Origin of the sequence: Gemella haemolysans (genome assembly GCF_001553035.1) — a bacterium.
Taxonomy (GTDB): Bacteria; Bacillota; Bacilli; order Staphylococcales; family Gemellaceae; genus Gemella; species Gemella haemolysans_B.
The window spans coordinates 59,787-81,726 of sequence record NZ_KQ959954.1; the positions used below are offsets into that span (position 1 = coordinate 59,787).

General features: G+C 30.9%; 20 protein-coding genes, 2 tRNA genes and 1 other RNA gene. 20 read left to right on the forward strand and 3 right to left on the reverse strand.

Features of this window, described 5'->3' with window-relative positions; translation table 11 throughout:
- Positions 1-223: 223 nt before the first annotated feature.
- The 6 genes from ffs (at position 224) to rpmG (ending at position 4,905) form a co-directional block, all read left to right on the forward strand.
- Positions 224-488: signal recognition particle sRNA large type (gene ffs / locus HMPREF3186_RS04015), an RNA gene on the forward strand.
- Positions 489-579: 91 nt separating this feature from the next.
- The gene (locus HMPREF3186_RS04020) at positions 580-1,941 is read left to right on the forward strand and encodes an MATE family efflux transporter (protein ID WP_060914036.1); all 1,362 of its coding nucleotides are present in this window, start codon (positions 580-582) and stop codon (positions 1,939-1,941) included.
- A 129-nt stretch (positions 1,942-2,070) separates the two neighbouring features.
- Positions 2,071-2,499: a DUF1836 domain-containing protein gene (locus HMPREF3186_RS04025; protein WP_060914037.1), complete on the forward strand. Its 429-nt coding sequence runs from the start codon at positions 2,071-2,073 to the stop codon at positions 2,497-2,499.
- Positions 2,500-2,518: 19 nt separating this feature from the next.
- Positions 2,519-3,361, forward strand: coding sequence for a DegV family protein (locus tag HMPREF3186_RS04030; protein ID WP_060914038.1), 843 nt, complete (start codon positions 2,519-2,521; stop codon positions 3,359-3,361).
- A 589-nt stretch (positions 3,362-3,950) separates the two neighbouring features.
- On the forward strand, positions 3,951-4,604 hold the full coding sequence (gene fsa / locus HMPREF3186_RS04040; protein ID WP_060914040.1) for a fructose-6-phosphate aldolase: 654 nt from the start codon (positions 3,951-3,953) through the stop codon (positions 4,602-4,604).
- Positions 4,605-4,755: 151 nt separating this feature from the next.
- Positions 4,756-4,905 (forward strand): 50S ribosomal protein L33, encoded by a 150-nt coding sequence (rpmG, locus tag HMPREF3186_RS04045; protein ID WP_003145675.1) that lies wholly within the window; start codon positions 4,756-4,758, stop codon positions 4,903-4,905.
- Positions 4,906-4,981: 76 nt separating this feature from the next.
- On the opposite strand, the gene HMPREF3186_RS04050 is transcribed toward rpmG, so the two are convergent.
- From HMPREF3186_RS04050 to HMPREF3186_RS08875, 3 genes are all read right to left on the reverse strand, one after another.
- Positions 4,982-6,127, reverse strand: a complete 1,146-nt coding sequence (locus tag HMPREF3186_RS04050) for a site-specific integrase (protein WP_060914041.1) — start codon at positions 6,125-6,127, stop codon at positions 4,982-4,984.
- A gap of 624 nt (positions 6,128-6,751) precedes the next feature.
- Positions 6,752-7,468, reverse strand: a complete 717-nt coding sequence (locus tag HMPREF3186_RS04055; RefSeq protein WP_060914042.1) for a DUF3800 domain-containing protein — start codon at positions 7,466-7,468, stop codon at positions 6,752-6,754.
- A gap of 94 nt (positions 7,469-7,562) precedes the next feature.
- Positions 7,563-8,198: a helix-turn-helix domain-containing protein gene (locus tag HMPREF3186_RS08875; protein ID WP_084812658.1), complete on the reverse strand. Its 636-nt coding sequence runs from the start codon at positions 8,196-8,198 to the stop codon at positions 7,563-7,565.
- Positions 8,199-8,376: 178 nt separating this feature from the next.
- Between HMPREF3186_RS08875 and HMPREF3186_RS04065 the strand changes: the two genes are divergently transcribed.
- From HMPREF3186_RS04065 to msr(D), 14 genes are all read left to right on the forward strand, one after another.
- On the forward strand, positions 8,377-8,577 hold the full coding sequence (locus HMPREF3186_RS04065; RefSeq protein ID WP_060914043.1) for a helix-turn-helix domain-containing protein: 201 nt from the start codon (positions 8,377-8,379) through the stop codon (positions 8,575-8,577).
- Positions 8,578-8,809: 232 nt separating this feature from the next.
- A complete protein-coding gene (locus tag HMPREF3186_RS04070; RefSeq protein ID WP_060914044.1) occupies positions 8,810-9,055 on the forward strand; it encodes a helix-turn-helix domain-containing protein in 246 nt (81 codons plus the stop codon).
- Between the two features lie 89 nt (positions 9,056-9,144).
- Positions 9,145-9,393 carry a hypothetical protein gene (locus HMPREF3186_RS04075; protein WP_060914045.1) on the forward strand — a complete coding sequence of 83 codons (249 nt, stop codon included), beginning with the start codon at positions 9,145-9,147 and terminating at the stop codon, positions 9,391-9,393.
- Entirely contained in the window at positions 9,390-11,840 is a 2,451-nt protein-coding gene (locus HMPREF3186_RS04080; protein ID WP_060914046.1) for a DNA primase family protein, read from the forward strand. Before HMPREF3186_RS04075 ends, HMPREF3186_RS04080 begins: the two co-directional genes overlap by 4 nt.
- Before the next feature lie 380 nt (positions 11,841-12,220).
- Positions 12,221-12,925, forward strand: a complete 705-nt coding sequence (locus tag HMPREF3186_RS04085) for a hypothetical protein (protein WP_060914047.1) — start codon at positions 12,221-12,223, stop codon at positions 12,923-12,925.
- A 104-nt stretch (positions 12,926-13,029) separates the two neighbouring features.
- On the forward strand, positions 13,030-13,206 hold the full coding sequence (locus tag HMPREF3186_RS09000) for a hypothetical protein (RefSeq protein ID WP_156438963.1): 177 nt from the start codon (positions 13,030-13,032) through the stop codon (positions 13,204-13,206).
- Between the two features lie 1,238 nt (positions 13,207-14,444).
- A tRNA-Gly gene (locus HMPREF3186_RS04090) sits at positions 14,445-14,518 on the forward strand.
- A 20-nt stretch (positions 14,519-14,538) separates the two neighbouring features.
- Positions 14,539-14,612, forward strand: a tRNA-Asn gene (locus HMPREF3186_RS04095).
- A gap of 180 nt (positions 14,613-14,792) precedes the next feature.
- Positions 14,793-16,097 carry a GTPase ObgE gene (obgE, locus tag HMPREF3186_RS04100; RefSeq protein ID WP_060914048.1) on the forward strand — a complete coding sequence of 435 codons (1,305 nt, stop codon included), beginning with the start codon at positions 14,793-14,795 and terminating at the stop codon, positions 16,095-16,097.
- A 12-nt stretch (positions 16,098-16,109) separates the two neighbouring features.
- Entirely contained in the window at positions 16,110-16,556 is a 447-nt protein-coding gene (locus HMPREF3186_RS04105) for an ACT domain-containing protein (RefSeq protein ID WP_003144896.1), read from the forward strand.
- Between the two features lie 91 nt (positions 16,557-16,647).
- The gene (rlmD, locus tag HMPREF3186_RS04110; RefSeq protein ID WP_060914049.1) at positions 16,648-17,985 is read left to right on the forward strand and encodes a 23S rRNA (uracil(1939)-C(5))-methyltransferase RlmD; all 1,338 of its coding nucleotides are present in this window, start codon (positions 16,648-16,650) and stop codon (positions 17,983-17,985) included.
- A gap of 514 nt (positions 17,986-18,499) precedes the next feature.
- On the forward strand, positions 18,500-18,670 hold the full coding sequence (locus HMPREF3186_RS04115; protein WP_000873143.1) for a hypothetical protein: 171 nt from the start codon (positions 18,500-18,502) through the stop codon (positions 18,668-18,670).
- Between the two features lie 385 nt (positions 18,671-19,055).
- On the forward strand, positions 19,056-20,273 hold the full coding sequence (mef(A), locus tag HMPREF3186_RS04120; protein WP_000417519.1) for a macrolide efflux MFS transporter Mef(A): 1,218 nt from the start codon (positions 19,056-19,058) through the stop codon (positions 20,271-20,273).
- A 119-nt stretch (positions 20,274-20,392) separates the two neighbouring features.
- Positions 20,393-21,856 (forward strand): ABC-F type ribosomal protection protein Msr(D), encoded by a 1,464-nt coding sequence (gene msr(D) / locus HMPREF3186_RS04125; protein ID WP_000420313.1) that lies wholly within the window; start codon positions 20,393-20,395, stop codon positions 21,854-21,856.
- The last annotated feature ends 84 nt before the right edge of the window (positions 21,857-21,940 follow it).

Here is a 21,940-nt window from a genome sequence, read left to right on the forward strand (position 1 = left end):
GGAGTGACTCAAAAATCGTGATTTCGAAGAAACAAGATTTTGTCGAGTCACCCCTGCACAGTTTATTAGATATCAATAAACCACTGCGTCTATGAGTTTTCATATAAATTTTGTTAAATTTTAGGACTTTTAGATTAGCACAATATTTTCTAATCTGGAGTTTATTTTGATTTAAAATATAATTTATTCCTTGCTTTTTATTTTTAAATTTGATATAATTAAAAAATGCTAGGTGGGGAGTTAGCGGTGCCCTGTACTTGCAATCCGCTTTAGCAAGACCGAATACCGAGATGCGGGTAGAATAGGGAATGTCGAGTTTAACACGTAATGTTGAGACTAAGGCACCTTACGACGCAATACTTATGAACCATGTCAGGTCCGGAAGGAAGCAGCATTAAGTAAGTCTATTGTGGGTGTGAGTTTTTGTCGAGGTTGAGTTGTCGATTAGACTAACGGTTTTTTAATCTATTCAAGTCTCGGTTGCATATAGTATAAATCGATGATATCTAAAAGTAAATTCGCTTTTGGATTTTTTTTGTGTTTTGAGAAAATAAAGTTATGTAAATCATAGGAGGGGTTATGTATCAAGGAAAAAACTTTTCTGAACGTGCAAGTATTTTTATTAAATTGCTATTGCCAGTTTTAGTTTATCAAGTAATTTCATATTCATCTGGGATGATTGGAACGTTTATGGCGGGACACTATAGTCCCACAGATTTAGCTGGTGTAAGTATGGGTGTTAATATTTGGAATCCTATTATGTATACTTTAAATGCGATTGTCCTAGCATTAATTCCAATAGTTTCACAGTTAATTGGAAAAAATAAAGAAGAAGAGATTCCTACAGTAGTTAGACAATTTCTATACATAGCTGTAATTATCAGTATAGTCTTAATTATTGGACTAAATACTTTAGCAACACCAATAGTAGATCAATTAGGTATGGATAGTAATATTGCAAAAATAACTAAGAACTATCTGTTTTATGAAAGTTTTGGAGTACTATCTATCTTCTTATATGTAGTTTTACGTTCGTTTATAGATAGTTTAGGATTAACAAGATTATCGATGATAATGATGATAGTATCTGTACCTGTAAATGTATTCTTTGCTTATAGTTTCATTTTTGGGAAATTTGGTATGCCTGAACTTGGGGGTGCAGGAAACGCAGTAGCTGTCTCAGTGACGTATACAGTACTATTTTTTATAGCATTGTTTATAGTATTAACAAATCCTAAAATAAATAAGTATAAAATATTTGAAAAAGAAAAAGTAAAATTCGAAAAGTGGGGAGAAATCTTTAAACTAGGAATTCCTATGGCCTTAGCTACAGCACTTGAGACGGTTGTCTTTTCAACGTTATCGTTAATGGTTTCACGTTTTGATACGACAGTCATCGCTTCTCATCAGGCTGCGTTAAATTTCTCTGGATTTTTATATACTTTGCCAGTCAGTGTTGCAAACACTGCAACAATTATAATAGCATTCCATGTAGGAGCTAAAGATTATAAACTGGCAACAGAGTATACAAAGCTAACAGTAATAATGGGGATGATACTTTCGAGTATAGCAGGATTAATCGTCTTATTATTTGATACGAAAATTCCATATCTATATACTAATGATAGCGGAGTAATCACATTAACAGCAGAGTTATTATTATTTGCAATTGGTTTTGCCATTTGTGATTCATTTGCCTCAGCATTAGCAGGTGTTCTACGTGGATATAAAAAAGTAGTGCCAATATGTGTAGTAATGTTTATCGGGTATTATTTAGTAGGAATCCCTACAGCATACTATTTTGTATTTAAGCAAGGGATTGGTATAGAAGGTTTATGGATAGGATGGATAATTGGACTGGCTGTTTATGCCTTAGGTGTATTATTCTATTACCTATATATGAGAAGAGGAATTAGTAAAAAAATTAAGTTAGCTAAATAATAAAAAGATTTTGTAGTAAATGTAAATACTACAAAATCTTTTTTATTTTCACTTGTATAATCACTTGACTAAAATTTTTAAAAACTATATAATGTGATTATCAAAACTAGATAAAAAGGAGGTAAAAATTTGAATAAAGTATATCCAAAATGGTCTGAATTGCCAAATCTAGACTTGTATTTAGATCAAGTGTTATTATACGTAAATCAATTAGATAGCTTCTCAATTGTAGATGATGATAAAGGTTTAACATCCGCAATGATAAATAATTATGTTAAAAATGGTCATCTGGATAAACCGATTAAGAAAAAATATAATCGAAAACAATTAGCAAGATTAATAGTTATCACATGCTTAAAAAATGTATTTTCAATTCAAGAAATTAGTAAGACAATAAATAGCCTGACTTCAGATGGTAGTTCTGAAGAAATGTACGATAACTTTGTTATGTGTATGAATGGAGAAAAGAGAGAGGGATTGGCAGACGTAATAGTTGCTGCTTGTGACACTGTAAGATTATATAAAAAAACACATGATTTAGTAGAAAAATTAAAATAAATATACTCGGAGGTAAATGATGGAGTGGAAGATTGTAGTTGATACTGCATGCGATTTTAGAGAAATTCCTAATAAAGCTGAGAATGTTACTTATGAGAGAGTGCCATTTTCATTGCAAATAGAGGATAAGGTATATGTAGATACTTTAGATCTAGATATTGATGAAATGATGAGAGAGATGTATGCTAGTTCAGAAGCAGCAAGATCAGCTTGCCCAAGTCCAGAGGCATATCTATCAGCATATAGAGGTGCAGAAAATGTAATAGTTTTAACTTTAACCGGTGGAATGTCAGGAAGTTATAATAGTGCAATAATTGGCGAAAAAATGTTAAAAGAAGAAAATGAGAATGTTAATATTCATATCGTAAATACTCTTTCAGCAGGAGGGCAAAATGACTTATTTCTTCTTAAGATAAATGAACTAATTAAAGAAGGATTATCTTTCGATGAAGTAGTCTCAAAAATGAATGAGTATAAAAAAAATACAAAACTTATTTTTTCTCTAGAAAAAGTAGATAATCTGGTTAAGAATGGACGCTTATCTAAATTAGCAGCAGCCGTTGTAGGTTTGTTACATATGCGCATGGTAGGAGAAGCGAGTAAAGAAGGGACTCTACACTTACTACATAAAGTTCGTGGAGAAAAAAAAGCTATTTCAACAGTAGTTGATGAGATGATTAAAGCTGGGTATAAAGGTGGAAGAGTTGTAATTACTCATAGAAATAATGACAATATATGTAAAAAAATAGAAGAAAAATTAAAAGATAAATTCTCTGATGTAGAATTTATTACTGTTCCAACTTCTGGGATATGTAGTTTCTATGGAGAAGAAGGCGGAATACTTTTAGGATATGAAATATAGAATATATATTCTAAGAAAATAATAAAAAAGGAAAAGTGATTACTTTATGTAAAACACTTCTCCTTTTTTTTTTGAATTTAACTAACTCTGTTTAGCTCTTTTTTTACTTTTATGCAGCTTCCCAATTAAAAATCCAATCCCTTGACCACAAAGGCTGAAGAATATATATCCTAAACCATATATAAGAATATCGAAGTTTAAAATAATTAAACAAGATATAATGTAAAAAATTCCTATAATAAATGAGAAAATATAGCTAAAGTCTTCTTTATTATATGCATATAGAAATGATATTAGAAAACTAATAACGGGGTATAGGATGATTAAAAGTAATATTATCATACCTGATCTATTCGATATAAAGTAAGAACACAGAGGGAGTATTATAAATAAAAAGAAAGAAAAAATTAAATATGGTACTTTTTCTAAAAATTTCTTCATCAATCTGCCTCCTAATTATAGTGTTATTCTATCATATATTGAATTAAAAAACAATAAACAAATATATTCATTAAAATCCACAAATTTGAAACCGCTTTTTAAATGTGCTATGATTAATATATTAACAAATGAGAGGGGAACAATAATAATGAAATTTTTTATTGATACAGCCAATGTAGAAGATATTAAAAATGCTAATGAATTAGGGTTGATTTGTGGAGTTACTACTAATCCATCTTTAATCGCTAAAGAAGGGCGTGATTTCAAAGAAGTGATTAAGGAAATTGCATCAATCGTAGATGGACCAATTAGTGGAGAAGTAAAAGCAACAACTACTGATTGGAAAGATATGGTAGAAGAAGCTAGAGAAATTTCTAAAATTCATCCTAATATGGTAGTTAAGATTCCTATGACAGAAGATGGTCTTAAAGCAGTAAATGTACTGAAAAAAGAGGGGATTAAAACTAATGTTACATTAATCTTTAGCCCAACTCAAGCTTTACTAGCGGCAAGAGCAGGAGCAACTTATGTATCTCCATTTTTAGGTAGATTAGACGATATTGCTCATAATGGACTATTATTAATTGAAGAAATAGTAGAAATTTTTGCGAATAATGATATTGATACACAAATTATTGCAGCGAGCGTGAGAAATCCAATTCATGTCACAGAATGCGCTAAACTAGGATGTGATATTGCTACTGTTCCATATAATGTAATTAAACAAATGGTTAAACACCCTTTAACTGATATCGGTATTGAAAAATTCAAACAAGATTATTATAAAGTATTTGGTGAATAATCAGTAGATAACTTTTACGTTAAAAATATTTTTCTTTAAAAAAATTTAAAAATTTTGTATTTTATACTAGAAATATTTATAAAGTAATGTTATAATATATTTTGTTGTATGAAAAAGTTGTTAAGATTAAATTTTATAGGAGGTTATATTAATGCGCGTAAATGTAACATTAGCTTGTACAGAATGTGGTGACAGAAACTACATTACTAAAAAGAACAAAAGAAATAATCCAGACCGTATTGAACTTAAAAAATACTGTCCAAGATTAAAAAAAGTGACTTTACACAGAGAAACTAAATAATAAAGTTAGAGAAGCCTTAAAGTATCAACGTTTAAGGCTTTTTGTTTTTCCACTTGACCCACACTTGACCCACACTTTAAAAATTTACGTATTTTGCGAACTTTTTTCCAACTTCTTCTTTTTGTTTTTCTGTTACGTGAGCATAAATACTCATTGTTGTTTTTAAGTCAGAGTGACCTAATCTTTCTTGTACCTCTTGAATAGTAATACCACTTTCAAATAATAAACTACAATGTGTGTGTCTGAAACCATGTACTTTAATTTCTTTAAAATCATACTTTTTACAAATACGTTTTAAATTAGCATTCATGAAATTTAGGTATAAATAAGAGTTTGTGATATCATCAGTAAAACAAGGTTGATGTTTCTTTACTCTTGTACCTATCATTAAAAATCTTTCCCTTTGATTAATTTTCCAACGTTTTAAAATATTGGCGGTTTGTTCATCAATACTAATATTTCTTACACTACTTTTACTTTTTGGAGTTTGAACAACTACCTTTTTTTCTGTATTCAATGCTAACGTTTTGTTTATATTAATTGTATTGTTGGTAAAGTCAATATCAGACCATTCAAGAGCCTGTAACTCACCTTTACGAATACCAGTAAAAGCTAACACCCTAAACATTGCAGTTAGTTTTATATCGTTCTCATTGTCAACTAAAGTAAGGAATTGTTTTAATTCTTCTTTAGAGTAATATTTATCCTTATCATCTGAAGTAATATCATCATCTTTCTTAGGTAACAAAACATCTTTCATAGGGTTACTGTAGATAACTTTCATCTTAACAGCATAATCTAAAATCATGCTACCATAGATTTTTATTTTTTTTAGAACAGCAAGGGAGAATTGTTTGCTATAATCGTTTATTACTTTTTGACAAAAAGGCAACGTAATTTTTTTTAGTTGCATATTTTCTAATTTATCAAGTAGTAAATTAAAGATGTGTTGATTGACTAGTAAAGTACTTTCTTTAATGGTATGTTGGTAACCCTCGTACCATAATTCATATATTTCTTTAAATGTTGTAACTTCTGTATTTAATAAACCGTTAGTAGCTATTTCAGTTTTAATCTTAGCTTCACATAGTACCGCTTCTTTTCTAGTTTTAAAACCACGTCTTGTTGTTTCTTTTCTTTTTCCATTTTCATCTTTTCCAAGATAAACTTTAATCATGTAATATTTTTTATTATCACGTTTATTTATATATTCTTTAATCATTTTTCAGTTTCCTTTCTATCTAGCACATGTAAAAGAAATTAATAAATGATTAGTTAAAACACCCTGTATAATAACCATGGTGAGACTTTTAAAGGTTAGGTAATGTAATTACACCTTTTAATAATTAGAACGCTTAGAGGCGGTTTAAACGGCTTGTGATTTTAAGTAAGAAGCGAAAACCTTGATATAACAGCATTTTTATGGTATAATGTTATTATATTCTTTAATACAGAAACTATTTATCAAAGTATTTTATACAATTTTTAAGCACTGGTAATTTTACTAGTGCTTTTTTCTATTTACCGCTTCTTACGAAAAACTTTCTGTTTTTAAATATCTAAATTTTCAATTGAACAGAGAACGAACAGTGAAAAAAATTAAATATTTGTACTAACGGTGTATAAAAATAATGCAGTAAATAAACTTTCTAGACGTTTAGTAACTTGTTTAGAAACATATAGAAACTCATAGAAAATTAATTTACACTTTTTAGATGAAAATAATTGAATTATGGTACATAGTATTGTATAATTTAATTAGATGAGATACGTAATTCGCTAGTAAAGGCGTACATATATTCGTAAGTTGCCTGTATTGGTAACCCTCCTAGCGTTGTATGTTCATCTATATTTTTTTATCTGAAATAAACTCTAGTTTACATTTAGCACGCGGGAAGTATTGAGCGTGTTGAATGTTTTTTATTTTCATTTTTTCTAATAAATCAATACTACGTTGTTGTTCTACTTGATTTTGAACACCTTTAGATAATCTAAAAATGAAATTAGCGAAAATATCAGCTATTTGTATTAACTCATTGTCTTTTGAGTCGTAGTATTTTACTTTAACATTCTTTACTTTTTGAGTTTCAAACATATATTTTAATTTTAAATAATCCTCTAAAGACTTCAAACTTTCAATTGCAGTATTACGATTATCTAGATTAAGCCTTAAAGTATCACATTTGAAAACTAGTTTGTTAGTTTGAATATACATCAAGTAATTATAACAAAGTGATGGTTGAGAACGTAAATTATAAACAGCATTTTTATTATCAAATATTATGAAGTTGAATTTTATATCTGTTTTTTCCATTAATTCATTAAAAATAAATTCCTTGAAATTCAAATCCATTTCAGAACCTTTTATTTCTTTTTTAATATCAAATTTTAAGTTTTTGTTATCTCTCAAGTACTTAACTTTTGCTTTTCTAAAAATTCTAATTGTTTTATTTTCGTTACTGCTTGATACTCCAGCTATTACAAAAAATCTATTATTTTCATAATTACTTAATGTAATAGAGCCTGACTCATCATAAAAATATGTATTATCTATTTTACTCATTCCTTTCTTTAAATAGTTTAAAATGCAGTATACCGCTTCTTGAGTGGTAGGTAACTGTTAGTTGATAACCAGCAGGTTAAATGGAAAAAATGGCTTAAATGTACTTATTGAAGTTTACCTCTGTGTAAGGTATATACTCACCTTCAAGTTTTTTGCTACAGTTTTTTGCAAAATAAAGCATAATATCATCAATTATTTTAGTTTGCCACTGTACCTCAAATTGTTTTAAAAACAGGATAAATTCATTATCACCATTCTCAAATTGTTTTTGGTCTAATACTATTTTAGAAACTGTTCCTCTTTCCTCGTGTATAAGCTCATCTTTTTCGTTATACTCAACATCAAGGATTGTATCATATGTTGTCAAAACGAAGTATGATACTTCAAATGTATGTTTTTTCATCCCTTTATTGTCAAAAACATTAATAAATAATACTGCTTTTTTTTGAACTGTATAATCATTTAAAAGATTATCACGCTCAATAAATTGACCTTTTTCGTCTATTACTTCAAAGTTATATTGAATATCATATGGAATATAACTGAAGAATTCACATGGAGTAACACCAAAATAATTACATAAGATATTTAATGTATCGTATTGTATGCCTTTCCCGTCATCTCTGGTTAGAGCATTTAAAGTTGGTCTACTAATTCCAGTATCATTTGAAATTCTAGTTATTTTTAATTTTCTTTGTGCTACTAATTCATTAAAATTGTTTTTAATCATTTTTATTATCCTTTTTTATTGTAAATATTCTACTCACCATTATAAACTACTCTTTACAAAAAATAAAGTGTTTTTATATAAAAAGATACTTGACTTTCGAAAAAAATAAGATTATAATCTAATTACAGTTACTTAAATGTAAACTACTATTTACATATATAAAATAGGAGGTGGATGTATGGAAACTAATTTAAAAGTTTTAGTAGCTAAAAAAAATATAAGTATTTACAACTTATCAAAAGAAATTAACGTTTCAACAGTTACTCTGTATAGATTAGCAAATGGTCAACTTGTAAAACCTAAATATGAAACTTTAAAAAAAGTATCAGATTATTTTAATATAACTATTGATGAATTGCTAAAAAAAGAAATAATATAAAAAAACCTTTCAAGTACCAAGCTACCAACTAGACTACTTAAAAGGTTTCAAAGGAAGTATTTAAAAAAATACTTTCTTACATTATACCATAAGAAAGGACTTAACAAAATGGAGAACAAAGAGCTTTACATTAATACTTTTTGTTGTGCAGTGGTATTTATACCATTCATAACAGCATTTATTTATATACTAGCTATGCTAATGGACAGCATTTATTAAGGAGCGTGATTATATGTTTAGTACAGAATTTGAACAAGAAGTAATTAAGGCGGTTCGTGAGATAGTTAAAGACATCTTACAGGACGAAATAAAGCAAGATAAACGATACAACCAAAAAGAACTATGTGAAACTTTAGGGATAGGTTTAGAAACACTATCAGACCTAAATAGACGCGGTTTAAGACCAACTAAAGTTGGTAGGCAGTATATTTATCTTGAAAGCCAAGTAAACAAGTTTTTAAGAGAAAATACTATTTAAAAATATTTAGTATCTAGCACATGTAAAAGAAATTAATAAAGGCGGTTATAGTACCGCTTCTAAAAATAAAAGATTGGAGATTGGCAATAATGGAAACAGTAGACCAAATTAAAAAACTAGAAGAGATTGAAAGAAAAGTAAGAGGTGCAGTTATAAACCTTAATATATTAAAGAATTATGGTGAACAAGTACCTAATGATGTTGAGTTATTAGAACAGTTTAAAGAGGACTTTGTAACCTCTATTAGTGAGATTATACCAGTACTTGAAGAAGTGTTCTTTGAAGATGTTGACAATTTACTTCATAGTTTAGAACAAAAAAGAGGTGATGTAATTTGATATTTAGACAAACAGGGTTAAAAAGTAATGTATTAAAAGTTTTTGATACTGATAAAACAGCGTTAGAAACCCTAGCAAGCACTAACACACCTACTATAAGCCTAAGCCAAGATGAAGAAATCAAGCGATATAAAGCTAATAATATGATGTATTTCATTAGTGGAGATATAAAACCTAATGAAGACGGTACTTATATAAGGAATGATAGCAACCTAAACTCAAGAGACTTGATAGTAATTGATATTGAAAATACTGGTTTAATATCTCAAGAGATACAAGACATCATACAAGAGAGGTTAGAAAGCTATAAATACCTTTTATACTCAACTATCTCACACAAGCAAAATAACCCACGTTTAAGGCTTGTATTAGAACCTAGTAGGGAAATACTCAAGGATGAATACAAACCAACCATACAGCACGTTATACAGCTTCTGAACATCAAGTATGATACTAGTAGTTGTACATGGTCACAATTGCAAGGGTTACCTATTGCAGTAAGTGATAATGAACATATATTCATTAAACACCTAGACGGTGAAGCATATCCAGTACAAGAAGCGGTTAAAAAGAAAAAGAAAACCGCTTCTTATAAGGTTGATAAGGGAGTTAGTATTGCTGATGAAGACTATAAAGAAATGTTTAACAGGTATTTAGAGTTAGATTATGAAAATATAAATACTGAAGATGATAACAACTATAACCGAGCCTTAGGGATATTGTTATCCTTGTCTCGTGATGTTTGTTACAACATAATATCCGAAAAAGTAGCTTATGAGTGTTCTGACTTATTAGCAAACATTGGAGCAACTCCCGATGAATATAAACAAGGTAATTTGAATAAAATCAATCATGCTATCAGAAGTTGGGAAAGTGACAGCAACTTTTTTGAGAACGGGCAAAGCTATTCAATGTTACAAAGGTTTGAAATCGTGGGAAATGAGAAAGACAAAAACTTTTTATATTATGTAAGATATAAGCAAAATAAACCTATTTCAAGCACTGGAGAGCTTCACTGGAGGTTATTTACTACTGGTGAACAGTGGAGAGTGAAAAACACAAAGATTGATAAGGACGGAAATGAAAAAGTACTTGTAATGAATTTTAATATTATTAGTAGTATATTAAAAAAGCATATACCTATGAAGTTAACAGGAGAAACAGAAGATACATCTATTATCTATTGTTACAACTTTAGTGAGGGGATATATACAGGTCAAGAAGCTTATATTAATAGAGCTATAGCAAAACTTGAATTTAGGTTTGACCCTAGAAAATATACACAAGTTTACAAGTTTTTAAAAACTCAATTACCATTTTTATCTAGATTAGAGGATAAAAATATAATTGCAGTAAATAATGGAGTGTTTAATAACCAAACTAAACAACTAGAGCCATTCAACCCTAATTACTTTATAACCTCAAAATTAGCTACAAATTATAATATACATGCTATAGAGAACTATGAAGCTATAAGAAAAGATTATCATGATGTTGATGATTGGTTTCTATCCATTGGAAATGGTGATGAAGATATAGTTAAATTACTTTGGGAGGTAGTAAATGAAGCTATAAACCCTAATCATACTAGAGAGAAAATGGTAATACTTTACGGTGAGGGAAATAACGGTAAAGGTACTTTTCAAGCAATGCTTACTAATTTAATCGGTATAGAAAATATAAGCACCTTAACCCCTCAAGATTTTAGCGGAGAATTTAAGCTAGAGATGTTATTAGGTAAGGTTTGTAATATTGGTGATGATATTAGTAACAAGTATTTAGACGATATAAGTATTTTAATGAGTATAATTACAGGTGACCCAATACCAATAAATAGGAAAGGTAAGAGTGTAATATCAGCACGTTTAAAGCTATTGAATATCTTTAGTGCTAATAGGCTACCTAAGATTAGAAATAAGAGCCAAGGTGCTTACAGACGTTTTTTAATAATTCCGTTTAATGCAGATTTTAACGGAAAAGTACAAGATAGACGTATAAAAGAAGAATATTTAAAAAATGAAATCGTACTGGAATACATTTTATATAAGGCTTTACACCTAAACTTTGAAAAGTTCTCTACTACTAAAGCAACTGATGAAATGTTAGAAGAATATAAGGAAGATAATGATTATTTATACAGTTTTACAAAAGATTGGTATGCAGAAAAAAAACTTCATGAAGTTGAGCGTGTGCCAGTACCTTTAATAAAAGATATGTATAGATGTTATTTAACGGTAAACTATTACGATTCAAAAATTACTAGTAGTTTCGGAAAAGACCTAGCTGTACACCTTAATAACATTTATAAAGAAGTAGGATATAAGTATAAAGTAGAGCGTTCAAAAATTAGAGTTGAAGACCGTGGGAAGTTAGTTGAATATTTATCGCCAGTGGAACGTCAAAATATGCCAGATAACTTAGTACATTGTATAGTGAAAATACAATGATTTTAAGGATTGTTAAAGGTAACCTTAATTATTATCTAGGTTACCTTTAAAGAAAAGTTATTATAGCAACGTTTAACGGATATATTTTCAAAAGAATGAGTAACCTAATTATTCAGTTTAGGTTACCATTTAAAACTGCTTTATATAAAGGTTTATTAATTATAAGGTAACCTAGTAACCTAAATATTTATATTTAGAAAGATTATATAATAAATATATAGGTATTACATGTAAATATAAATACAACATTGATGTTAAGGTTACCTGCTCCCTTGAGGGTAAAAAATGTTGATATAATTAGAGTTAGGACGGTAACCCAAAAGGTAACCTAAAGGTTACTTTGGTTACCAGTAGAATTTAATTAAGGAGAAATAAACAATATGCAGTTATCAAGAGAAGAACTATCTAAACTAGATAGCATAATTGAAAATTATGTGGACGATACGACCTCTAAAGAAGCGGAGGTAATAGAAACCTACCTAAACAAACTAGACAGCTTAGAACGTGAATTATTGATAGATATATACTTTAATTTTTCACGTAAGGCAACTGATGAAGAAAGTAAGATTATTGATGAACATAAAGTGAAGTTGTTCAATCTATTATCTGATAAAGGATATATAAAAGTTAAGACCACGCCAAGAGTTGAACAAAGATTGAACAATGAGAAAAAAGAAAAATTAAATAGGTATAGATATTTAAGAGAACAGTTAAATAGGTTATACGACTTATTAGTAGAGTTGCATGAAAAACAACAAAATAAATCACATGTTCAGACAATGGACTATACAAGGGAAAAAGTAACATGCAGTAGAACTAAATATGATTTTACTGGTACTAATCTATTAGCAAAAATACAAGAAACTGAAAAAAAGATAGTTTTACTTAATTCAGAAATAGAGAAAGAAGAAGAAAAACTATTAAGTGCGATTGATAAAATAGAGGATATAAGACTAAGGTATATATTTTGGAATAGATACTTTATGTTAGAAGATTGGGAAAATGTTGCAAAGTTGGTAGGGTTAAAAACTCCTCAATATTGTATGAAACTACACAATGAGTACCTTGAAGAACTAGATATTTAAATCTTAAACATCGATAAAAAAAGTAAAAATGTAAGGTATACACAATTAAGATATCTATTAATAAGGTAAGTTTTGATTAAAATGTTTGAAAGGATAAAATACACATGGATGAAATGGAAAAAATGCTTAAAGAATTAGAAGAGATTGATGAAGACTGGGTTCGTACTCTTGAAGAGATTGATGTAGAATGGATTCATAACCTTGAAGAGCTTAGCGAAGACTGGGTTCGTACTCTTGAAGAGATTAATAATTCATGTAACGATACATTTGATATCGATTAATTATCTAAACTTAAAAAAAGGTGACAAAGGTGACATATTAAAAAAGGGTATTTTTGAGAACCTAGAAAGACATCTATTAATAGGTGTCTTTTTATTTATCCTTAGAAGCGGTTGAACTCCGAGCGAACCCCGAGAAAATTAAAAACTATACAGCCATTTCAGCCCCCCTAAAAAGGATATAATATTTAATTGAACCTCGAGTGAAGCTCGAGAAAATTAAAAAGTATTCGGCAGTTTCGGCACCCCTAAAAAGTATCAAGTATTTAGTTGAAGCAAGAGCGAAGCTAGAGAAAATTAACATTTCTTAGTCCCTAAAAAAGAATATAAGGGCGTTTATTTGCCTTGTAAGAAGTCAAGGGGTGTAATTATAAGGGAAAGTAAAATCAGAACGCTTAGAACGTAAAATACAGCGTGTATATTATAAGAAATATTAAAACTATACCGAGATTTCCGAGACCTTAAAAAAGTATCCGGACATTTCGGAGTCCCTAAAAAAAAGACGAGTAGAAACCCCCCTTTAAAAGTGGTTAGTGTAAAAAATGCACATACCATATCTTATAATATTAAAAGTGAACTTAATTTCTTTTACATGTGCTAGATAAATAATAAAAATAATCTTGAGTTGACCCACACTTGACCCACAAATTGAAATATTTACCAACATTGTTGATAAATTACTAAATATAGAAATGTTGATATATCAGCGGTTAGGGAGTGTTGGGGGTTTATAGAAATTATCAAATCAAACAGAGAAACTAAATAATAAAGTTAGAGAAGCCTTAAAGTATCAACGTTTAAGGCTTTTTGTTTTGCCACTTGAATGCCATACTAATAAAAAACCGCCAGTAAATTAATACTGACGGATGAGAGCATTCAGCTCTAGTTATGATTTGCGATAGATACAACTAAGTATCTATGTTAGTAATTATATTATATATTATAAGATATTGCTAGTCAATATACAGTGATTACGTTTTCTCTTGATTTATAAAATTAGAATAAATTTTATAAATTTTTGTAAAATATCTTTACAAATTAAAGGAAAACTATTATACTATATATTATCCAATGAAAATAATATTATTTTTCTACAGATATTTCCTGATTTTTAAAAGAATTCTTTAGTAAAGCTAACAAAATTATAAATTTCAAAAAAAATAAAAAAAAATTAAAAAAGTTGTTGACAAATAATAATATCTATTATATAATTAATACATAAGTTAATAACAAATATTTATGCGGGTGTAGTTTAGTGGTAAAACCTCAGTCTTCCAAACTGATGTTGTGAGTTCGATTCTCATCACCCGCTCCATTTTTTTATTTAGAGATTTTTCCACAGTAGCTCAGTTGGTAGTAGCATCTGACTGTTAATCAGAGGGTCGCAGGTTCGAGTCCTGCCTGTGGAGTAAAGTACGGCTGTGTATGCAGCCGTATATTTTTTTGTTTAAAATCTCGCTAAATATTATTATCGTAGGAAAAATTATGTTATAATAGTTCATGGTATATGAACTTTTATCGAGTTGAATTTTATATAGTTTAAAAGTTGAAGTTTAAGAAAAATAAAGAGAATTTTATAGGAGATTTTTATGTTTTTAGATGAGGTAAAAATATTCGTCCGATCAGGAGATGGTGGGAACGGATTAGTAGCATTTAGAAGAGAGAAGTATGTTCCAAAAGGTGGTCCAGCAGGTGGTGATGGTGGACGTGGAGCGAACGTTGTATTCATCGTTGATGAAGGATTAAGAACTTTCATGGATTATCGTTATCAGAAGAAATTCGTTGCGCCTAATGGTGAGAACGGAATGAGCAAAGGTATGCATGGTAGAAAGTCAAAAGATTTATACTTAAAAGTACCACCAGGAACAGTAATTCGTGATACTGATACTGGAGAAGTATTAGCAGACTTAGTAGAACACGAGCAAGAAGTAGTAGTAGCTCGTGGAGGACGTGGAGGACGTGGAAACTGTCGTTTCGCAACACCTTCAAATCCAGCGCCAGAAATTGCTGAAAATGGTGAACCAGGAGAAGAAAGGAATCTTACATTAGAATTAAAACTTATGGCTGATGTAGGTCTTGTTGGATTCCCATCTGTTGGTAAATCAACATTATTATCAATAACATCAAAAGCAAAACCAAAAATTGCTGATTATCACTTTACAACATTAGCGCCAAATCTTGGAGTAGTAGAAACAAAAGATCACAGAAGTTTTGTTATGGCTGATCTTCCAGGATTAATCGAAGGAGCTAGCCAAGGTGTAGGTCTTGGACATCAGTTCTTACGTCACATTGAAAGAACTAAAGTTATTGTTCACGTAGTAGATATGTCAGCAACTGATGGTCGTGATCCATATGAAGATTATAAAATTATTAATCAAGAGTTAGCAGAATACAATATGAGACTTTTAGAAAGACCTCAAGTAGTAGTAGCTAATAAGATGGATATTCCAGTGGCTTGTGAGAATCTTAAAGAGTTTAAAAAACACTTAGAAAACGATGGTGAAGAAGTAGATATAGTTGAAATCTCTGCATTCACACGTAGTAATATCGATAACTTACTTTATAAAATAAGTGATATACTTGATAATACAGATCCAAATATGTTATATGAACTTGATACTGAAGAAGAAAGTATGGAAAATAGGGTTCTTTATAAACATAAACCTAAGGATGAAACATTCAAGATTACTCGTGATGATACAGGAGCTTATGTAGTAAGTGGACCTGGTATTGAACGTGCATTCTTAATGACTGATTTTAACCGTGACGCTTCTGTTAGACGTTTTGCTCAACAAATGCGTTCTATGGGTGTTGATGATGCTTTACGTGAAAGAGGATGTAAAAACGGTGATACGGTTAAAATTCTTAAAGGTGAGTTTGAATTCGTAGAGTAGGAGATAACCACTGTGGATAAAGAAAAAGTTTATTATATAATTAGAGAAGATGTATTGCCAGAAGCTGTAAAGAAGACATTAGCGATGAAAAAAGCTTTAGAAGAAGATTCTAAATTATCAATTTTAGAAGCTTCTAAAAGGTTTGATTTAAGTAGAAGTGCATTTTATAAATATAAAGATACAATTTTTCCGATTCAAGATGTGAAAAGACAGTCAATTCTATCGTTATCTATAGATGTTGATGATATTCCTGGAATTTTAGGTAAAATTTTATCGGTTGTTAATGAAGAAAAGTGTAGTGTGCTTACTATTCACCAAACGGTGCCGATTAATGCAAAAGCTACGATAATTATTTCTTTAGAGCTGAGTTCAGGTGATATAAATATTGAAAAATTAAATAAACGAATTAAAGATCTTGAGTTTGTTAATTCAATTAAAGTAATTGGTTTAAGCATGTAAAGATAGTTTAATAAATATTAAATGTAGGAGAACAGAGTAGGGAAGTCAGTTTCCTATAGCTGTTCTCCTTTTTATTTTAGAAAGGTGAATTATGCAAAAAAATGATGTATTCGAAGGGAAAGTTATAGATTATACCCACGATGGTCTTGGTGTAGTTAAAATTGATAATTTTCCAATTTTTATTGAAGATGTTATAGAAGGTGAAGTAATCGAGTTTAAGATAATTAAATTAAAGAAAAATCTTGGTTATGGAAAAGTTCTTAATATTATTGAAAATTCTAAAAATAGAGTAGATGGTATTCCAAAAACTTCAGGTGCCAATTTAGTTCATATGAACTACGAAGAACAATTGAAGTTTAAGAAGAAAAAAGTTCAAAATGTTATGGATAAAGCTCTTGGAAAAGATTCTATCGAAGTATTAGATACGCTAGGAATGGAAGATGGATATTATTACCGTAATAAGTCTGTGATTCCGGTGCAAAAAGTTAATGGTGAAGTTAAGATGGGTTATTATAAACCACGAAGCCATGATGTTGTTAATATAGAGAAATGTTTTATTCAATATGATGAACATAATGTATTAATGAACAAGTTACGTAGTCTAATTTCAGAGCTTAACTTATCAATTTATGATGAAAATAACCACTCAGGTGCTATTAGACATATTATGTTTAGAACAAACACCCTAAAAAGTGAAATTATGGTTGGTATTGTTGCAAAAGAGAAGTTTAATAAACTAGATGAATTCGTTGAAAAAATATCTAAATTAGATGACAGAATCGTTAGTATTATGTTAAATATTAACGATAAGAAGACAAATGTAATCTTTGGTGATAAAACTGAAAATCTTTTTGGTAAAGACTATATAACTGACACGCTAGACGGAATAGAATTCAAGATTTCACTTCGTTCATTCTATCAAGTAAATCCAGTTCAAACAGAAGTATTATATAGTAAAGCGTTGGAACTTGCAGAATTAAAAGAAACTGATACGATAATCGATGCTTACTGTGGTATTGGAACAATCAGTCTATTCGCAGCGAAGAAAGTTAAGAAAGTGTATGGTATTGAAATAGTAGAAGCGGCTGTTTTAGATGCCCGAGAAAATGCGAAAAATAATAATATAACTAATGTAGAGTTTTTACTAGGTAAGAGTGAAGATGTAATTAAAAAATTAATCTCACAAAATGTGAAATTAGATGCAGTTATCGTTGATCCACCACGTAAAGGATGTGAGGAAAGTTTCCTACGTGATTTAGCTTCAATGGGAATAGAAAAGATAGTTTATGTTAGTTGTAATCCAGCTACATTAGCTAGAGATATGGAAATTATGAGAGGTCTAGGTTATAAACTAGGTTCAGTGCAACCTGTAGATATGTTCCCAGGGACGTACCATGTTGAGGCGGTAAGTTTGCTAGTCAAGGAGTAAAACGACGAAGATTAGCATTTACTTCCGCCCATGCGATAGCTGTCCGTGATTGACAAGTGCTAGCACGCAGACAGAACGGAGATAGCGAACCGCTGAGTGTGTCGCTCTGCTCGTAAAAGCTTAGAAACCTTTGAACGAAAGGGATAATGAAAGCCTTGATTGCAAGGCTTTTTGCTTTATGGTGGGTAAGTATCAGAGTGAGAAAATTTTTGGAATGAGTAGAAGTGATAGCTAGAAATTATCAGTTTCTATTTCCATTTACCCTGTGGGTACGTGTTTGTTTCCATTGACAAGGAGTTTGTGGGAATAGAAATGTACCCACCTTGTTTGAATCAAGTGAAGTGTAGTTGAAGGAAATCTGTTGAAAGCAATACTTCATTTTACCGAATAAGTAATAATTTAGGCAACTTCAAATCGATTAAAAAAAACTATTTTAAAGGTTAAGAGTAGACAAAAATTGTCCACTCTTTTTTGCAAACTCAATTTATCAATAAATGAAATGAGGGAATGTAAAATGAAATATTTTGAGGTTGAGTTAGAAAATCCTGATGAATTTTTAAAACTACAAACAGAAGATTTTGTGAAAGCTAATCGCTTGCTACTAAGGAAGATAATCCAGAGCGTTACAGTCTATGAAGAAAACTTCGTCATATCCTTTAAATCTGGCATCGAATTGGAAGTATGAGTCTCATTCCATAACTTTTATATTGAACATATCATCTTGTTGTGTTATACTATAAATTGATATAAACAAAGATGTAGGAGGAACCGAAACTATGACAGCCTCAATGCGTTTAAGATAAGCTGGCAATAAAAAAAGCAGAATCTATACCCGATGATAGGCTTTTTTGTTGTGCTTATTTATACGATATTGAGCATTCATTAGTTACGGTGAGGATATTGGTTATTTAACTATACCTTTATTTAACTATGTCTTTAATATGAATGTTTCCAAATTGTATGTATGCAGACCAAAAGCCACATTGTGGGGTTTGGCCTGCATTTTTTATTGCCTAGAATGCTATTCAAAATAGAAATTCAAGCAAAATAATATGCAGGAGATAATATAAATGGAAAAATACAACAATTGGAAACGAAAATTTTATGCAATATGGGCAGGGCAAGCAGTATCATTAATCACTAGTGCCATCCTGCAAATGGCGATTATTTTTTACCTTACAGAAAAAACAGGATCTGCGATGGTCTTGTCTATGGCTTCATTAGTAGGTTTTTTACCCTATGCGATTTTGGGACCTGCCATTGGTGTGCTAGTGGATCGTCATGATAGGAAGAAGATAATGATTGGTGCCGATTTAATTATCGCAGCAGCTGGTGCAGTGCTTGCTATTGTTGCATTCTGTATGGAGCTACCTGTCTGGATGATTATGATAGTATTGTTTATCCGTAGCATTGGAACAGCTTTTCATACCCCAGCACTCAATGCGGTTACACCACTTTTAGTACCAGAAGAACAGCTAACGAAATGCGCAGGCTATAGTCAGTCTTTGCAGTCTATAAGCTATATTGTTAGTCCGGCAGTTGCAGCACTCTTATACTCCGTTTGGGATTTAAATGCTATTATTGCCATCGACGTATTGGGTGCTGTGATTGCATCTATTACGGTAGCAATTGTACGTATACCTAAGCTGGGTAATCAAGTGCAAAGTTTAGAACCAAATTTCATAAGGGAGATGAAAGAAGGAGTTGTGGTTCTGAGACAAAACAAAGGATTGTTTGCCTTATTACTCTTAGGAACACTATATACTTTTGTTTATATGCCAATCAATGCACTATTTCCTTTAATAAGCATGGAACACTTTAATGGAACGCCTGTGCATATTTCTATTACGGAAATTTCCTTTGCATTTGGGATGCTAGCAGGAGGCTTATTATTAGGAAGATTAGGGGGCTTCGAAAAGCATGTATTACTAATAACAAGTTCATTTTTTATAATGGGGACCAGTTTAGCCGTTTCGGGAATACTTCCTCCAAATGGATTTGTAATATTCGTAGTTTGCTGTGCAATAATGGGGCTTTCGGTGCCATTTTATAGCGGTGTGCAAACAGCTCTTTTTCAGGAGAAAATTAAGCCTGAATATTTAGGACGTGTATTTTCTTTGATCGGAAGTATCATGTCACTTGCTATGCCAATTGGGTTAATTCTTTCTGGATTCTTTGCTGATAAAATCGGTGTAAATCATTGGTTTTTACTATCAGGTATTTTAATTATTGGCATTGCTATAGTTTGCCAAATGATAACTGAGGTTAGAAAATTAGATTTAAAATAAACAATATTGGAGGAATATTTATGTATCTTATTTTCATGTAACTCTTCCTGCTAAAATCGCAGGGTTTTCCCTGCATACAAGCAAATGAAAGCATGCAATTATAGACAGGAGGAAATGTTATGGAATTAATATTAAAAGCAAAAGACATTCGTGTGGAATTCAAAGGACGCGATGTTTTAGATATAAATGAATTAGAAGTATATGATTATGACCGTATTGGTTTAGTAGGAGCAAATGGTGCTGGAAAAAGCACTTTACTCAGGGTACTTTTAGGAGAATTAACTCCCCCAGGATGTAAAATGAATCGTCTGGGTGAACTTGCCTATATTCCCCAGTTGGACGAAGTAACTCTGCAGGAGGAAAAAGATTTTGCACTTGTAGGCAAGCTAGGTGTTGAGCAATTAAATATACAGACTATGAGCGGTGGTGAAGAAACAAGGCTTAAAATAGCACAGGCCTTATCGGCACAGGTTCATGGTATTTTAGCGGATGAACCTACGAGCCATTTAGACCGTGAAGGAATTGATTTTCTAATAGGACAGCTAAAATATTTTACAGGTGCACTGTTAGTTATTAGCCATGACCGCTATTTTCTTGATGAAATAGTAGATAAAATATGGGAACTGAAAGATGGCAAAATCACTGAGTATTGGGGAAACTATTCTGATTATCTTCGTCAGAAAGAGGAAGAACGTAAGAGCCAAGCTGCAGAATACGAACAATTTATTGCGGAACGTGCCCGATTGGAAAGGGCTGCGGAGGAAAAGCGAAAACAGGCTCGTAAAATAGAACAGAAGGCAAAAGGTTCTTCAAAGAAAAAAAGTACTGAAGACGGAGGGCGTTTAGCTCATCAAAAATCAATAGGAAGTAAGGAAAAAAAGATGTATAATGCTGCTAAAACCCTAGAGCACAGAATTGCGGCCTTAGGAAAAGTAGAAGCTCCGGAAGGCATTCGCAGAATTCGTTTCAGGCAAAGTAAAGCATTGGAGCTCCATAATCCATACCCTATAGTCGGTGCAGAAATTAATAAAGTATTTGGGGATAAGGCTCTGTTTGAAAATGCATCTTTTCAAATTCCGTTAGGAGCAAAAGTGGCGTTAACTGGTGGTAATGGAATCGGAAAAACAACTTTAATCCAAATGATCTTAAACCATGAAGAAGGAATTTCTATTTCGCCTAAGGCAAAAATAGGTTACTTTGCACAGAATGGTTACAAGTACAACAGTAATCAGAATGTTATGGAGTTTATGCAGAAGGATTGTGACTACAATATATCAGAAATTCGTTCAGTGCTAGCATCTATGGGGTTCAAACAGAACGATATTGGAAAAAGTTTATCTGTTTTAAGCGGTGGAGAAATTATAAAATTGTTGCTTGCTAAAATGCTCATGGGTAGATATAACATCCTAATAATGGATGAACCCAGTAACTTCCTTGACATACCAAGTTTAGAGGCTTTGGAAATACTAATGAAGGAGTACACCGGAACTATCGTGTTTATCACCCACGATAAACGATTACTCGAAAATGTAGCAGATGTAGTTTATGAAATTAGAGATAAGAAAATAAATCTGAAACATTAAATTTAAGGTAGTCGCTGGTCAGTATAGTCTGTTCTGGTTGGCGACTCCATTGTTAAAGAGTATAAAGACTTTAGATTTTATGAA